Consider the following 14,664-nt stretch of genomic DNA (forward strand, 5'->3'; position numbering starts at 1 on the left):
CGCTGGCGGGCCAAGCACTGCCGCTATGTCCTCCACTCCGACCTCAGTCACCGTACCGGGCCCTGCCGTCCCTGCCAGGGCCCTCAAGATCCAGAGCCGGCTGCGCATGGCTGCCACGTGGGCGCTGATCAAGCCTTACTGGAAATCCGAGGACCGCCTCGCCGGGCTTGGCCTGCTGGCGCTGGTGGTGGTGCTCAACCTCGGCATCGTCTATATCAACGTGCTGCTCAACGAGTGGAACCGCGTGTTCTACAACGCGCTGGAGCAGCGCGACTACGCCTCGTTCAAGGTGCTGCTGCTGCGCTTCTCGTGGATCGCGGCGTTCTTCATCGTGGCGGCGATCTCGCGCCAGTACTACACCATGATGCTGCAGATGCGCTGGCGTACCTGGATGACCGGCCGCTTCATGGGCCACTGGCTCGGGCACCAGGCCTATTACCGCATCGAGCAGACCCACACTACCGATAACCCCGACCAGCGTATCGCCGACGATTTGCGCCTGTTCACGGACGGCGCGCTGTCGTTGTCGCTCGGGCTGCTCAACTCGGTGGTGACGCTGCTGTCCTTCGTCGGCATCCTGTGGACGGTATCGGGGCCGATCAGCTTTGCGCTGGGCGGCACCGAGTGGACCATCCCCGGCTATATGGTGTGGTTCGCGGCGGGCTATGCGGTGATCGGCTCGCTGGTGGCGCACGTGGTCGGCCGCCCGCTGATCGGCCTGAACTTCCAGCAGGAGCAGTATGAGGCGGATTTCCGTTTCACGCTGGTGCGCCTGCGCGAGAACAGCGAGCCGGTGGCGCTGTACCGCGGCGAGCCCACCGAGCAGGCCGGCCTGCGCGCGCGCTTCGACCGCATCCGCGCCAACTGGAACCAGCTGATGCGCTATACGCGGCGGCTGACCTTTGTCAGCTCCGGCTATGCGCAGTTCGCCATCATCTTCCCGATCCTGGTGGCGGCGCCGCGCTACTTCGCCGGCAAGATGACGCTCGGCGGCCTGATGCAGACCAGCTCCGCCTTCGGCCAGGTACAGGGCGCGCTGTCGTGGTTTGTCGACAGCTACGCCACGCTGGTGGGCTGGAAGGCGGCCGCCAACCGCCTGATCGATTTCCAGGAAGCGATCCGCGTGGCCGAGCGCCAGGACCTGGCGCCGGGCGGCGTGCGCGATATCGAGGTGGAACATACCGGCAAGCCGCAGAATGGCATCACCATCGACGGCCTGGCGCTGGCACTGCCGGTACGCGCCGCGCGCAGCGCGGCCGTGGGCCAGCGGCCGCTGGTGGCGCCGTTCTCGCTGTCGGTCGCGCCGGGCGAGCGCTGGCTGGTCAGCGGCCCGTCCGGCTGCGGCAAGAGCGTGCTGTTCCGCGCGCTGGCGGGGATCTGGCCGTACGGCAGCGGCACCGTGACCATGCCCGACGGCGCGCGCATGCTGTTCCTGCCGCAGCGCAGCTACCTGCCGATCGGCACGCTGGCCGATGCGCTGGCTTACCCGGACGCCGGCACCGTGCATAGCGCGGAAGCGCTGCAGGCGGCGCTGCGCCAGGCGCGGCTGGCGGCGCTGGCGGACCAGCTCGACGTGTTCGACAACTGGGCGCTGCGGCTTTCGCCGGGCGAGCAGCAGCGTCTGGCCTTCGCGCGCGCGCTGCTGCAGAAGCCGGACTACCTGTTCCTGGACGAAGCCACCAGCGCGCTGGACGAGGAAACCGAAGGCGCCATGTACCGGCTGATGGTGGAGTCGCTGCCGCAGGCGGCCATCATCAGTATTGCCCACCGCAGCACCGTGGCGGCCTATCATCAACGGCGCCTGCGTTACGTGCCGCAGGACGGGGAAGCGGCCCGGGCTGCGCAAGCCGGCGAGCCTGGGGTAAGCTATCGGGTCGTATGCGAAGCGTGATGCCGTGCCGTACCGGCAGCATCGCGCGGCAATCACCCCCTCAGGAGCGACCCTAACCGGGCCGCGATCATCATGGCAGGCCTGGAAAAAGACACCCCTCATCCCACCGCGCTGACCGTCCATACGCAATCCCGCGTGCTGGAGATCGGCTTCGACAACGGCCGCAGCTTCCGGCTGCCGTTCGAGCTGCTGCGCGTGTATTCGCCGTCCGCTGAAGTCCAGGGCCACGGCCCGGGGCAGGAAGTGCTGCAGACCGGCAAGCGCGAGGTGGGCGTCAACGCGGTCGAGCCGGTCGGCAACTACGCGATCCAGATCCGCTTTACCGACGGCCACGATACCGGCATCTATTCCTGGGACCTGCTGTACCGCCTCGGCGACAACCAGGACGCGCTCTGGCAGGACTACCTGCAGCGCCTGGAAGCCGCCGGCGCCGACCGCGACACCCCGATGCCCGCCGCCGGCGCTGCCGGCGGCCACGGCTGCGGCCATCACTGAGCCGCGCCGAACCGATTACCCTGGAGTCTGAAAGATGAGTGAAACCCACTTCGGGTTTGAAAAGGTCGACGAAGCGGAAAAGGCCGACAAGGTTGCCGGCGTGTTCCATTCGGTGGCGAGCAAGTACGACGTGATGAACGACCTGATGTCGGGCGGCATGCACCGGCTCTGGAAGATGTTCACCATCGCCCAGGCTGGCGTGCGCCCCGGCCACAAGGTGCTGGACATCGCCGGCGGCACCGGTGACCTGGCCAAGGCGTTCGCGAAGCAGGCCGGCCCGACCGGAGAGGTCTGGCTGACCGACATCAACGAGTCGATGCTGCGCGTGGGCCGCGACCGGCTGCTGAACAAGGGTATCGTCACCCCGGTGTGCCTGTGCGACGCCGAGCGCATTCCGTTCCCGGACAACCATTTCGACCTGGTGACCGTGGCCTTCGGCCTGCGCAACATGACGCACAAGGATGCCGCGCTGGCCGAGATGCGCCGCGTGGTCAAGCCGGGCGGCAAGGTCATGGTGCTGGAGTTCTCCAAGGTGTGGAAACCCCTGGAGAAGGCCTACGACGTCTATTCTTTCAAGGTGCTGCCGTGGCTGGGTGAGCGGGTGGCAGGGGATGCCCCCAGCTATCGCTATCTCGCGGAATCGATCAGAATGCATCCAGATCAGGCTTCACTTGTACGCTTGATGGAACATGCCGGCCTGGAAAATGTCGAATACTTCAATCTGACGGCCGGAGTGGTGGCGCTCCACGTCGGGCGCAAGTATTAAGAAGACTTGAAATCGCCATGCCTCGCCCGCATATAGGGTGAAACTGACAGGGGATAGCAGAATATGTCGTCATTTCGTGGGAAATTCCTGGTTGGGTCGCTGATCACCGCGATTGCCTTGGGAGTAATGTTCGACGCCAATGCCAAGCGCATGGGCGGTTCGCGCAGCATCGGCAAGCAATCTGAGTCGGTCACGCAGCGCCAGCAGGCGCCGCAGCCCACTTCGCCGACCCAGCAGGCGCAGCAGCCCGCACAGCAGGCGGCTCCGGCAACGGCCGGTGCGGCCGGCGCGGCCGCGGCCGCGGCGCCCAAGCGCAACTGGGGCGGCATCCTGGGCGGCATCGCCGCCGGCCTGGGTATCGGCTGGCTTCTGTCGCACTTCGGTCTGGGCGGGGCGGCGCTGAGCTTCCTGTCCAATCTGATCCTGATCGCGCTGGTGGCGTTCGCTGCGATCTGGCTGATCCGCAAGTTCCGTGGCGGCAGCAAGCGCACCCAGCAGCCGGCCTACGCCGGCGCCGGCAACGCGCCGAACCTGGGCCGCAGCGCCGAGCCCATGTTCCGCGGCGAGCCGACGCCTGTGTCTTCGGGTAGCCCGGCAGGCCCGGCCGCCAATACGGTACTGCCGGCAGCATCGGCAGCCCCGGTCGCGGCCGATGCGGTGGCCCAGCAGCCGTGGGGCGTGCCGGCCGACTTCGATACCGAAGCCTTCCTGCGCAACGCCAAGGTTCATTTCGTGCGCCTGCAGGCCGCGTGGGATGCAGGCAACCTGGACGACATCCGCGAGTTCACCACGCCGGAGATGTTCGCCGAGATCAAGATGGACCTGGCCGACCGCGGCGCCGAGGTCAACAAGACCGACGTGGTCACGCTGGAAGCCCAGCTGCTCGGCATCGAGTCGGCTGCGGCCCAGCATATCGCCAGCGTGCGCTTCTCGGGCATGATCCGCGAGAAGTCCGGCGAGGCGGCCCAGCCGTTCGGCGAGGTCTGGAACCTGGCCAAGCCTGCCAGCGGCACCGGCGGCTGGCTGCTGGCCGGCATCCAGCAAGAGTCCTGATGCCGCACCCCGCGGCGGTGATGCGCCGGGGGGAGTAGCTTAGAATGGAGGCCCACGCGAAAGCGTGGGCCTTTTTTTGTTTGGGACGCCCGACCTGCGGCGTCGCTGCCTGCCCGCCAACCGCGCTGTCATGAATACTCTGCCTTCCGCCCTGGCCATGCCCGCCATCTCGGCGCTGAACCACCTGCTTGAGCAGGAGCCGTGGGCCCGCAACCAGCTCACGCCGTTTGCCGGGCGCGTGATCCGCTTCGATGCGGCCGCCTTCGTGCTGTCGCTGAAGGTGACGGAGCACGGCTGCACCGAACCAGCGCCCGAGGCCGAGGCGCCCGCGGTGACGCTGCGTGTGCCGGTGCAGCAGTGGCCGCTGGTGGCCGCCGACGTGGCCGAAGGCGGCCAGGCCGCCGCCATGCGCCATGTCCGCATCGAGGGCGACGCCGAGCTGGCCAACACCATCTCGACGCTGGCGCGCAACCTGCGCTGGGACGCCGCCGAAGACCTGTCGCGCGCGCTGCGCGGCATCCTGGGCGGGCCGGTGAGCGACAGCGTGGCGCAGCGCGTGGTCGACGGCGCGCGCCAGGTGCATGAGCAGGCCACGCGCGTGGGCCGCGCCCTGGTCGACAACGTCACCGACTACCTGCTGGACGAGCATCCGACCCTGGTGCGCCACGCCGCGCTCGATGCCTTCGGCACCGACGTGGGCCGGCTGCGCGACAGCCTGGCCCGGCTCGAAAAACGGCTGGAGCGGCTGGAGCGCGCCGGCCCGCCGCCGGCTTCCGGACAGTCGGGCCAGTCGGGCCAGTCCGGCAAGCTGCCGTCGCCGCACCGCTGAGCCGGCCGCGCCCCGATCCCATCCACCAACAACATGACTGCCTGCCCGGCCCTGTGAAGACTCCCGAATGACCCGCCTCCTGCGCCTTGGCAAGATTCTCTTCGTCATCCTCTATTACGGCCTGGACGAGCTGGTGCTCTCGGGCTTCAGCAGCCGCAGGATCCGCTTCCTGGTACGCGTCATCACCATCGGGCGCAAGCTCGAGATGCCGCGCGGCGAGCGCCTGCGGCTGGCGCTGACGCGGCTGGGCCCGATCTTCGTCAAGTTCGGCCAGGTGCTGTCGACCCGGCGCGACCTGATGCCGGCGGACATTGCCGACGAACTGGCCAAGCTGCAGGACCAGGTGCCGCCGTTCGATTCGGTGGTGGCGGTGAAGATCATCGAGCGCGCGCTGGGGCGGCCGCTGGACCAGCTGTTCGAGACCTTCGAGCACCAGCCGGTGGCCAGCGCCTCGATCGCACAGGTACACTTCGCCACGCTCAAGGGCGGCCCCTGCCACGGCCGCGAGGTCGCGGTGAAGGTGCTGCGCCCGGGCATGCTGCCGGTGATCGACAGCGACCTGGCGCTGATGCGCGACATGGCCACCTGGCTGGAACGCTTCTGGGCCGACGGCAAGCGCCTGAAGCCGCGCGAGGTGGTGGCCGAGTTCGACAAGTATCTGCACGACGAACTCGACCTGATGATCGAGGCGGCCAATGCCAGCCAGCTGCGCCGCAACTTTGCCGACACCAGCCTGCTGCTGGTGCCCGAGGTGTTCTGGGACTGGTGCAGCAGCACCGTGTTCGTGATGGAGCGCATGCACGGCATCCCGATCTCGCGCACCGAGTCGCTCAAGGCCGCCGGCGTGGACATGCACCAGCTGGCGGAAGAGGGTGTCGAGATCTTCTTCACCCAGGTGTTTCGCGACGGCTTCTTCCATGCCGACATGCACCCGGGCAATATCCTGGTGTCGGTGCAGCCCGAGACCTTCGGCCGCTATATCGCGCTGGACTTCGGCATCGTCGGCGCGCTGTCCGAGTTCGACAAGAACTACCTGGCGCAGAATTTCATCGCCTTCTTCCGGCGCGACTACCACCGCGTAGCACTGCTGCACGTGGAGTCCGGCTGGGTGCCGCCAGACACCCGTGTCGAAGAGCTGGAAAGCGCCGTGCGCGCCTGCTGCGAGCCGTACTTCGACAAGCCGCTCAAGGAAATCTCGCTGGGCATGGTGCTGATGCGCCTGTTCCAGACCTCGCGCCGCTTCAATGTCGAGATCCAGCCGCAGCTGGTGCTGCTGCAGAAGACGCTGCTCAATATCGAAGGCCTGGGCCGCCAGCTCGACCCCGACCTGGACCTGTGGAAGACCGCCAAGCCTTTCCTGGAACGCTGGATGCACGAGCAGGTGGGCTGGAAGGGCGCCTGGGAGCGGGTCAAGGTGGAGGCGCCGCTGTGGGCCAAGATGCTGCCCGACTTCCCGCGCCTGGCGCACCAGTTCCTGGAGCGGCGCGCGCTGACCAGCAACGGCGAGCAGGACAAGCTGCTGGCGATGCTGGTGGTGGAGCAGCGCCGCACCAACCGGCTGCTCGGCACCGGGCTGCTGTTGCTGGGCGGCTTTGTCGCCGGCATCGTGCTGACGCATGTGCTGGGCTGGGCGGGCTACTGGTAGCGCACCCAGGCTGATCCATTTTTGAGGTGACCATGAGCGACCCTGCCAAGCCCGTGCCGACCTTCGCCACCCGCAACGCCGCCGACCCGGCATTCTGGGACGAGCGTTTCGAACAGGGCTTCACGCCCTGGGACCAGGGCGGCGTGCCCGAGGAATTCCGGCAGTTCATTGAAGGCCGTGCCCCATGTCCGACCCTGGTGCCAGGCTGTGGCAACGGCTGGGAGGCCGCGTGGCTGTTCGAGCGTGGCTGGCCGGTGACGGCAATCGACTTCTCGCCGCAGGCGGTGGCGTCGGCGCGGCAAACTCTGGGGCCGGCGGGGGTAGTGGTGCAGCAGGGCGATTTCTTTGCCTTCACGCCGCAGCCGCCGTGCGAGCTGATCTACGAACGGGCCTTCCTGTGCGCGCTGCCGCCGGCGATGCGGGCCGACTATGCCGCCCGGGTCGCGCAACTGCTGCCGCCGGGCGGCCTGCTGGCCGGCTACTTCTACCTCGGCGAAAACCGCGGCGGGCCGCCGTTCGCGATGCCGGCCGAGGCGCTGGACGCGCTGCTGGCACCGGCCTTCGAGCGACTTGAGGACCGGCCCACGGCCGCGCCGCTGCCGGTGTTCCAGGGGCAGGAGCGCTGGCAGGTCTGGCGCCGCCGGTCCGGCTGACGCCGCCTCCGGCCAGCCCTTGTGGCGCAGGCGATGCTCCGCGTGGCGCATTTGCGCCAGCGGGGAATTTTTTTCGCCCACGCTGGTCTGCGTCGCTATAATCCGCGTTTTGATTCGGCTACGACCGCAGCCCCGGCCGCGTTTTCCGCCCAGCGCGAGAACACCAGGCAGCTCGATATGCGGCCCCGACCGATGAATTGGACTCCGGGCAGATGCGCGCAAGCAACGTGCACTCATGCGCCGCCCGGCATTCGGTTTCTCGCCACAAGGGCACTTCTGCATAGGGCAGCGGCATGCTGATCTGGTTCGTCATCATCTACTGGGTAATCTCGGTCGGTATCGGCCTGTGGGCGGCGCTGCGCGTACGCAACACCACCGATTTCGCCGTCGCCGGGCGCAGCCTGCCATTCCATATCGTCACCGCCACCGTCTTCGCCACCTGGTTCGGCTCGGAGACGGTGCTGGGCATCCCCGCCGTATTCCTCAAGGAAGGCCTGTCGGGCGTGGTCTCCGACCCCTTCGGCTCGTCGCTGTGCCTGATCCTGGTGGGCCTGTTCTTCGCCCGGCCGCTGTACCGGATGAACCTGCTGACCATCGGCGACTACTACCACAACCGCTATGGCCGGCTGGCCGAGGTGCTGACCACGCTGTGCATCGTGGTGTCCTACCTGGGCTGGGTGGCGGCGCAGATCAAGGCGCTCGGGCTGGTGTTCTATACCGTCTCGGACGGCGCGCTGTCGCAGGAGGCCGGCATGATGATCGGCGCAGCCAGCGTGCTGGTCTATACGCTGTTCGGCGGAATGTGGTCGGTGGCCATCACCGACTTCATCCAGATGATCATCATCGTGATCGGCATGCTCTATATCGGCTACGAGGTCAGCGGCCAGGCCGGCGGCGTCACGGCGGTGGTGTCGCACGCGGCCGCGGCCGGCAAGTTCGAGTTCCTGCCGTCGCTGGATTTCATACAGATCATTGGCTTCGCGGCGGCGCTGTTCACCATGATGCTGGGCTCGATCCCGCAGCAGGACGTGTTCCAGCGCGTGACCTCGTCGCGCACCGAGCAGATCGCCGGGCGCGCCTCGGTGCTGGGCGGCGTGCTGTACTTCTGCTTCGCCTTTATCCCGATGTTCCTGGCGTATTCGGCCACGCTGATCGACCCCGGCATGGTGGCCAGGTACATCGACACCGATTCGCAGCTGATCCTGCCGAAGCTGATCCTGCAGCACGCACCGATGTTCGCCCAGGTGATGTTCTTCGGCGCGCTGCTGTCGGCGATCAAGAGTTGCGCTTCGGCCACCCTGCTGGCGCCGTCGGTGACCTTTGCCGAGAACATCCTGCGCCCGTACTTCCGCCACCTCGACGACCGGCAGTTCCTGCGCGTGATGCAGACCGTGGTGCTGGTATTCACCGCGCTGGTGACGCTGTTCGCACTTAACTCGCACCTGTCGATCTTCCATATGGTCGAAAATGCCTATAAGGTCACCCTGGTCTCGTCCTTCGTGCCATTGGCCTTCGGCATGTTCTGGAAGCACGCCACCCGCCAGGGCGGGCTGGCGGCGATCCTGCTGGGCCTGTCCTCCTGGCTGACCTGCGAGCTGGCCTTTGCCGATGCCGTGGTGCCGCCGCAAATGGTGGGCCTGCTGTTCTCGATCAGCGGCATGGTGATCGGTTCACTGCTGCCGCAGTGGATTGCAGATCACGCGCCGGTCAAGGAAGTGCATATCGCCTGACGGCCCGGGGTCTGCCATCCCCTCATTTCCGGCGATCAGGCGGCCCCGGAACGGTTTATAATTCAAGGCTTTGCATCGTCGCACGGGAATTTCCCGCGGCCGCCATGGCCCACGCCGATGTCCGCCTTTGTACCAATTCCGAAGTTTTCTCGCGAAATAACACCATGCCGATCTATGCCTACCGTTGCGACGCCTGCGGCCACGGGCGCGATGTGCTGCAGAAAATGAGCGATGCCCCGCTGACGGACTGCCCGTCGTGCGGCACCGCCGGCGCGTTCAAGAAACAGCTGACCGCTGCTGGTTTCCAGCTCAAGGGCTCGGGCTGGTACGTGACCGACTTCCGCGGCGGCAGCGCCGGCGCGCCGGCAGCGACCGGCGCCGCTGGTGGCGCCGCTGCAGCGGCGGCCAGCACCCCGGCGGTGGCTGAATCGCCGGCCAGTCCTGCCACGTCCGCTTCGGCCACGCCCGCGGCAGCCGGCGGCTGCGGCAGCGCCTGCGCCTGCCATTGAGCCGGACCCGCCCCGTGGTTGCCAAGAAGACTTCCGCCCTGAAAACCTGGTTCCTGACCGGGCTGCTGGTGCTGGTGCCGCTGGGCATCACGCTGTGGGTGCTCAGCCTGATCATCGGCACGATGGACCAGAGCCTGGCGCTGCTGCCCGAGGCCTGGCGCCCGGACCGGCTGATGTTCGGCAAGCGCGTGACGGGCCTGGGCGCCATCCTCACGCTGCTGGTGATCCTGCTGGTCGGCCTGCTGGCGCATAACTTCATCGGCCAGCGCCTGGTGCGCTGGTGGGAAGCGCTGCTGGGCCATATCCCGGTGGTGGGCCCGATCTACACCAGCGTCAAGCAGGTCTCGGACACGCTGCTGTCGTCCTCGGGCAACGCCTTCCGCAAGGCGCTGCTGGTGCAGTACCCGCGCGAGGGCTCGTGGACCATCGCCTTCCTGACCGGGCGCCCCGGCGGCGACGTGCAGAACCACCTGCAGGGCGAATACGTCAGCGTCTACGTGCCGACCACGCCGAATCCGACCTCGGGCTTCTTCCTGATGATGCCCAAGGCCGACACCATCGAACTCGACATGACCGTCGACGCCGCGCTCAAGTACATCGTCTCGATGGGCGTGGTGGCACCGGCGGAATTGCCGCGCAAGAACGGCAGCATGTCCCGGCCGGCAGCCCCGGCCAATCCGGCCGGCAGGGCCAGCAGCGAGGAAACGGTCGAGACGACCGATCCTTAAGCATCCAATCTGATCACGGGCCGCCCGATGTGCTTCGGGCGGCCGCGTTTTACCGGGAATCTCCTTATGTCCTCCATGCGTACTCACTACTGCGGTCTGGTGACCGAACAATTCTCGGGCCAGGAAGTGGCCCTGACCGGCTGGGTCCAGCGCCGCCGCGACCATGGCGGCGTGATCTTCATCGACCTGCGCGACCGCGAAGGCCTGGTGCAGGTGGTGTGCGACCCGGACCGCCCCGAGATGTTCAAGGCCGCCGAAGAGATCCGCAATGAGTTCTGCATCCGCGTCACCGGCAAGGTCCGTCCGCGCCCGGCCGGCACCGAGAACGCCAACCTGACCTCGGGCAAGATCGAGGTGCTGTGCCATGAACTGACCGTGCTGAACCCGTCGGTCACGCCCCCGTTCCAGCTCGACGACGACAACCTGTCGGAAACCACGCGCCTGACGCACCGCGTGCTGGACCTGCGCCGCCCGCAGATGCAGTACAACCTGCGCCTGCGCTACAAGGTGGCGATGGAAGTGCGCAAGTTCCTCGATGCGCAGGGCTTTATCGACATCGAGACCCCGATGCTGGGCAAGAGCACGCCCGAAGGCGCGCGCGACTACCTGGTGCCGTCGCGGGTCAACCCGGGCCATTTCTTCGCGCTGCCGCAGTCGCCGCAGATCTTCAAGCAGATGCTGATGGTCTCCGGCTTCGACCGCTACTACCAGATCACCAAGTGCTTCCGCGACGAAGACCTGCGTGCCGACCGCCAGCCGGAATTCACGCAGATCGACTGCGAGACCTCGTTCCTGACCGAGCAGGAGATCCGCGACCTGTTCGAGGACATGATGCGCACGGTGTTCAAGAACGCCATCGACGTCGACCTGGACGCCAGGTTCCCGGTGATGGAGTTCCGCGAGGCCATGGCCCGCTTCGGCTCGGACAAGCCTGACCTGCGCGTCAAGCTGGAATTCACCGAGCTGACCGAGGTGATGAAGGACGTCGACTTCAAGGTGTTCTCGAGCCCCGCCAACAGCGACAACGGCCGCGTGGTCGGCCTGCGCGTGCCGGGCGGCGGTGCGATCTCGCGCGGCGAGATCGACGCCTACACCCAGTTCGTCGGCATCTACGGCGCCAAGGGACTGGCCTGGATCAAGGTCAACGAAGTGGCCAAGGGCCGCGACGGCCTGCAATCGCCGATCGTCAAGAACCTGCACGACGCCGCCATTGCCGAGATCCTCAAGCGCACCGGCGCCCAGGACGGCGACATCATCTTCTTCGGCGCCGACAAGGCCAAGGTGGTCAACGACTCGATCGGCGCGCTGCGCCTGAAGATCGGCCACTCTGACTTCGGCAAGGCCAACGGCCTGTTCGAAGACACCTGGAAGCCGCTGTGGGTGGTCGACTTCCCGATGTTCGAGTACGACGAGGAAGACGCGCGCTGGGTGGCCATGCACCACCCGTTCACCAGCCCCAAGGACGAGCACCTGGAATACCTGGAGACCGACCCGGGCAAGTGCCTGGCCAAGGCCTACGACATGGTGCTGAACGGCTGGGAAATGGGCGGCGGCTCGGTGCGGATCTTCCGTTCGGACATCCAGAGCAAGGTGTTCCGCGCGCTCAACATCAATGACGATGAAGCCCGCGCCAAGTTCGGCTACCTGCTGGACGCGCTGCAGTACGGCGCGCCTCCGCACGGCGGCCTGGCCTTCGGCCTGGACCGCATCGTCACGATGATGGCCGGCGCCGACTCGATCCGCGACGTGATCGCCTTCCCGAAAACCCAGCGCGCCCAGGACCTGCTGACCCAGGCCCCGAGCTCGGTCGACGAGAAGCAACTGCGCGAACTGCACATCCGCCTGCGCGCCACGGAGCCCAAGCCGACGGCCTGAGTTGCCTGAAGTCCGCAAGGAAGCCGCGCGATTGCGCGGCTTTTTTGCTTTATGCGCAACGTCTGGGCGCCTGCGCTGTGAGGCGCGCGGCGCATTGGTTTCGATTTGTTACCGGTCGGAACGAAGGGCGCCGCGGCGGGGTCTGCTCTCTTTGACACGTAATTTGCCGAGCGGCCTCGCAATGAAGGCTTCCGGCACTCGGGAGGAAATTCGTGACCCTGGATATCGACCTGATCCGCCAGTTCCTGCTGGCCCATGACCAAACCATCCTGACCTGGCTGGTGGCCGGACTGGTGATGATGCTGCTGGCGCGCTTCGAGCTGCGCCGCGCCGTGCGCCGCTCGGCGCAGGCCATGTCTGAATCGGTGGCCACCACGGTGGCCGCCTGCGTGCCCGACATCGCCCATGCGGTGCAGTCGGCCGCGCCCGCCGCGGCGGCCGAGCCGGTGGAAATGCAGCGTGCCGAAGCGCTGCGCCGGCTGGCGCTGGATACCGTCGGCGTGGTCATGACGCGCGGGCGCTGGCTGGACGAGCTCGGCAACCTGCGCCTGGCCGACGACGCCTTGCTGGCCGGCCAGCGCGCCGACGGCGCCAACCCGCTGCTGGTGGTGGCGCCGCAGCCGGTGGTGCAGGCCTACCTGGATGCGCAGCGCGTGTTCGAGGACGAGGCCGCGCAGGTGCAGGCACTGCGCCGCGACGCCCAGCGCGTGCAGGAGGCGCTGCAGGCCCTGGACGCCGAGGTTGCCCATATCGAGCAGGAAACCGGCAGCATCGTGCTGCGTTTCGAGCAGGTCAACGCGCAGGCGGCGCAGGGCATGGATGGCGGCGATTACCAGCGCTTCCTGATCCAGAAGTACAACTCGCTGGGACAGCGCGAGAAGGAAATCGCGCTGGAGCGCACGCGGCTGCAGGGCGAGGTCCGGCACCGCGCCGACGCGCTGGCCACGCACGCGCATGGCGCGTCCAAGCGCTACCGCCAGGCGCTGGCGCCGCTGATGGACCAGCTGCGTGCCGCCTGGGGCCACGGCGATTCGCCCCAGGTGTTCGACACCTGGCAGCGCACTGCCGCCGACGAGCCGTACCTGGCACCCCGTGCCACCTATGGCACGCGCAGCGCCGCCTGAAGGCCGCCGAGGGTCGACCCGGGCGTGCGCCGCCACGCTTTCGCGTGGCAACGTGGCACGGCTGCGCTATCCTTGGGTTTGTCCTTTCGCCCAGACCCATGTCCTACAAGATCCCGGAATCCGTGCTGGTGGTGATTTACACGCCAGATCTTCAAGTCTTGCTGCTGGAACGCGCCGATCGCCCGGGGTTCTGGCAGTCCGTGACCGGCAGCCTCGACACCCTGGACGAACCCCTGGCCCTGACCGCCGCGCGTGAAGTGGCCGAGGAAACCGGCATCATCGCCGGCGAGCACCAGCTGACCGACTGGGCCCACACCATCCAGTACGAGATCTACCCGCAGTGGCGCCACCGCTACGCCGAAGGCGTCACGCGCAATACCGAGCACTGGTTCGGGCTGCGCGTGCAGCAGGCGCTGCCGGTGACGCTGGCGCCACGCGAACACCTGCAATACCAGTGGCTGCCGTGGGAGCAGGCGGCGCAGCAATGCTTTTCCAGCAGCAATGCCGAGGCCATCCGCCAGCTCGCCTGGCGCGCGGCCGGGGCTGGCGCTGGCGAGCGGCAGGCGGTATACGGAGCGCAGCCATGAAGCTGCGCGTGGTCACCTACAACATCCACAAGGGAGTGACCGGCATCTCGCGGCGCCCGCGCATCCAGAACGTGCGCGCCGGCCTGCATGCGATGGATGCGGACATCGTCTTCCTGCAGGAAGTGCAGGACCGCAACGACCGGCTGGTGGCCGCGGCGCTGTTCGATCCGGAGCATACGCAGCTCAACTACCTGGCCACTGACGCCTATCCGCACTCGGTCTACGGCCGCAACGCGGTCTATGACTACGGCCATCACGGCAACGCGATCCTGTCGCGCCACCCGATCCTGATGTCCGAAAACCTGGATATTTCCGACCACCGCTTCGAGCAGCGCGGGCTGCTGCATGCGGTGGCGGATGTGCACGGGGTGGAAACCCACCTGATCTGCGTGCATTTCGGCCTGTTCGCGCGCAGCCGCGTGCGCCAGGCCGAGGCCCTGGTGGAGCGTGTGCGCACCGTGGTGCCCGCGGGCATGCCGCTGGTGATCGCCGGCGACTTCAACGACTGGAACCACCGGCTCGATGCGCAGATCTGCAATACGCTGGGCGCGGTCGAGGCCTCGCACGCGCGCGGTGCGCGGCTGCATACCTTCCCCAGCCATATGCCGTGGTGGCAGCTCGACCGCATCTATGTGCGCGGCTACGAGATCGAGCGCGCGCATGCGCTGACCGGCCGCGACTGGGCGCAGCGCTCGGATCACGTGCCGCTGGTGGCGGAACTGGGGCATCCGCGGGGCGAGCTGGCCATGCCCGCGGAGCCCGCCGGCAAGGCCGCCTGA

The 14,664-nt window shown here is 67.4% G+C and carries 14 protein-coding genes; all 14 read left to right on the top strand.

Annotation, left to right across the window (positions count from 1 at the left end; genetic code table 11):
• Nucleotides 1–25: 25 nt before the first annotated feature.
• The gene (locus AC3WRI_RS06775; protein ID WP_011614520.1) at nt 26–1,891 is read left to right on the top strand and encodes an ABC transporter ATP-binding protein/permease; all 1,866 of its coding nucleotides are present in this window, start codon (nt 26–28) and stop codon (nt 1,889–1,891) included.
• A gap of 72 nt (nt 1,892–1,963) precedes the next feature.
• Nucleotides 1,964–2,386 (top strand): gamma-butyrobetaine hydroxylase family protein, encoded by a 423-nt coding sequence (locus AC3WRI_RS06780; RefSeq protein WP_011614521.1) that lies wholly within the window; start codon nt 1,964–1,966, stop codon nt 2,384–2,386.
• A 34-nt stretch (nt 2,387–2,420) separates the two neighbouring features.
• Nucleotides 2,421–3,152: a bifunctional demethylmenaquinone methyltransferase/2-methoxy-6-polyprenyl-1,4-benzoquinol methylase UbiE gene (ubiE, locus tag AC3WRI_RS06785; protein WP_010814445.1), complete on the top strand. Its 732-nt coding sequence runs from the start codon at nt 2,421–2,423 to the stop codon at nt 3,150–3,152.
• A gap of 63 nt (nt 3,153–3,215) precedes the next feature.
• Nucleotides 3,216–4,205 (top strand): Tim44 domain-containing protein, encoded by a 990-nt coding sequence (locus tag AC3WRI_RS06790; protein ID WP_011614522.1) that lies wholly within the window; start codon nt 3,216–3,218, stop codon nt 4,203–4,205.
• Nucleotides 4,206–4,335: 130 nt separating this feature from the next.
• Nucleotides 4,336–5,034, top strand: coding sequence for a ubiquinone biosynthesis accessory factor UbiJ (locus tag AC3WRI_RS06795; protein ID WP_492292902.1), 699 nt, complete (start codon nt 4,336–4,338; stop codon nt 5,032–5,034).
• Nucleotides 5,035–5,101: 67 nt separating this feature from the next.
• Nucleotides 5,102–6,679, top strand: coding sequence for a ubiquinone biosynthesis regulatory protein kinase UbiB (gene ubiB, locus AC3WRI_RS06800; protein ID WP_010813941.1), 1,578 nt, complete (start codon nt 5,102–5,104; stop codon nt 6,677–6,679).
• A gap of 32 nt (nt 6,680–6,711) precedes the next feature.
• Entirely contained in the window at nt 6,712–7,332 is a 621-nt protein-coding gene (locus tag AC3WRI_RS06805; protein WP_010813940.1) for a methyltransferase domain-containing protein, read from the top strand.
• Between the two features lie 293 nt (nt 7,333–7,625).
• Nucleotides 7,626–9,062: a high affinity choline transporter 1 gene (locus AC3WRI_RS06810; RefSeq protein WP_010813939.1), complete on the top strand. Its 1,437-nt coding sequence runs from the start codon at nt 7,626–7,628 to the stop codon at nt 9,060–9,062.
• 164 nt (nt 9,063–9,226) lie between these two features.
• Nucleotides 9,227–9,571, top strand: coding sequence for an FmdB family zinc ribbon protein (locus AC3WRI_RS06815; protein WP_492292904.1), 345 nt, complete (start codon nt 9,227–9,229; stop codon nt 9,569–9,571).
• A gap of 14 nt (nt 9,572–9,585) precedes the next feature.
• A complete protein-coding gene (locus tag AC3WRI_RS06820; RefSeq protein ID WP_010813937.1) occupies nt 9,586–10,299 on the top strand; it encodes a DUF502 domain-containing protein in 714 nt (237 codons plus the stop codon).
• 66 nt (nt 10,300–10,365) lie between these two features.
• Entirely contained in the window at nt 10,366–12,174 is a 1,809-nt protein-coding gene (aspS, locus tag AC3WRI_RS06825; RefSeq protein ID WP_011614526.1) for an aspartate--tRNA ligase, read from the top strand.
• Between the two features lie 212 nt (nt 12,175–12,386).
• Complete coding sequence (locus AC3WRI_RS06830; RefSeq protein WP_492292906.1) at nt 12,387–13,298, top strand: hypothetical protein; 912 nt, start codon at nt 12,387–12,389, stop codon at nt 13,296–13,298.
• 98 nt (nt 13,299–13,396) lie between these two features.
• Nucleotides 13,397–13,885, top strand: a complete 489-nt coding sequence (gene nudB, locus AC3WRI_RS06835; protein WP_010813934.1) for a dihydroneopterin triphosphate diphosphatase — start codon at nt 13,397–13,399, stop codon at nt 13,883–13,885.
• Nucleotides 13,882–14,664 (top strand): endonuclease/exonuclease/phosphatase family protein, encoded by a 783-nt coding sequence (locus tag AC3WRI_RS06840; protein ID WP_011614527.1) that lies wholly within the window; start codon nt 13,882–13,884, stop codon nt 14,662–14,664. Before nudB ends, AC3WRI_RS06840 begins: the two co-directional genes overlap by 4 nt.

Source organism: Cupriavidus sp. FW305-27 (assembly GCF_058787995.1).

What these genes read in the sequence shown, in the direction of transcription:
- AC3WRI_RS06775 (WP_011614520.1), top strand. Translation starts at nt 26, where the DNA reads ATGTCCTCCACTCCGACCTCAGTCACCGTACCGGGCCCTGCCGTCCCT.
- AC3WRI_RS06780 (WP_011614521.1), top strand. Translation starts at nt 1,964, where the DNA reads ATGGCAGGCCTGGAAAAAGACACCCCTCATCCCACCGCGCTGACCGTC.
- ubiE (WP_010814445.1), top strand. Translation starts at nt 2,421, where the DNA reads ATGAGTGAAACCCACTTCGGGTTTGAAAAGGTCGACGAAGCGGAAAAG.
- AC3WRI_RS06790 (WP_011614522.1), top strand. Translation starts at nt 3,216, where the DNA reads ATGTCGTCATTTCGTGGGAAATTCCTGGTTGGGTCGCTGATCACCGCG.
- AC3WRI_RS06795 (WP_492292902.1), top strand. Translation starts at nt 4,336, where the DNA reads ATGAATACTCTGCCTTCCGCCCTGGCCATGCCCGCCATCTCGGCGCTG.
- ubiB (WP_010813941.1), top strand. Translation starts at nt 5,102, where the DNA reads ATGACCCGCCTCCTGCGCCTTGGCAAGATTCTCTTCGTCATCCTCTAT.
- AC3WRI_RS06805 (WP_010813940.1), top strand. Translation starts at nt 6,712, where the DNA reads ATGAGCGACCCTGCCAAGCCCGTGCCGACCTTCGCCACCCGCAACGCC.
- AC3WRI_RS06810 (WP_010813939.1), top strand. Translation starts at nt 7,626, where the DNA reads ATGCTGATCTGGTTCGTCATCATCTACTGGGTAATCTCGGTCGGTATC.
- AC3WRI_RS06815 (WP_492292904.1), top strand. Translation starts at nt 9,227, where the DNA reads ATGCCGATCTATGCCTACCGTTGCGACGCCTGCGGCCACGGGCGCGAT.
- aspS (WP_011614526.1), top strand. Translation starts at nt 10,366, where the DNA reads ATGTCCTCCATGCGTACTCACTACTGCGGTCTGGTGACCGAACAATTC.
- nudB (WP_010813934.1), top strand. Translation starts at nt 13,397, where the DNA reads ATGTCCTACAAGATCCCGGAATCCGTGCTGGTGGTGATTTACACGCCA.
- AC3WRI_RS06840 (WP_011614527.1), top strand. Translation starts at nt 13,882, where the DNA reads ATGAAGCTGCGCGTGGTCACCTACAACATCCACAAGGGAGTGACCGGC.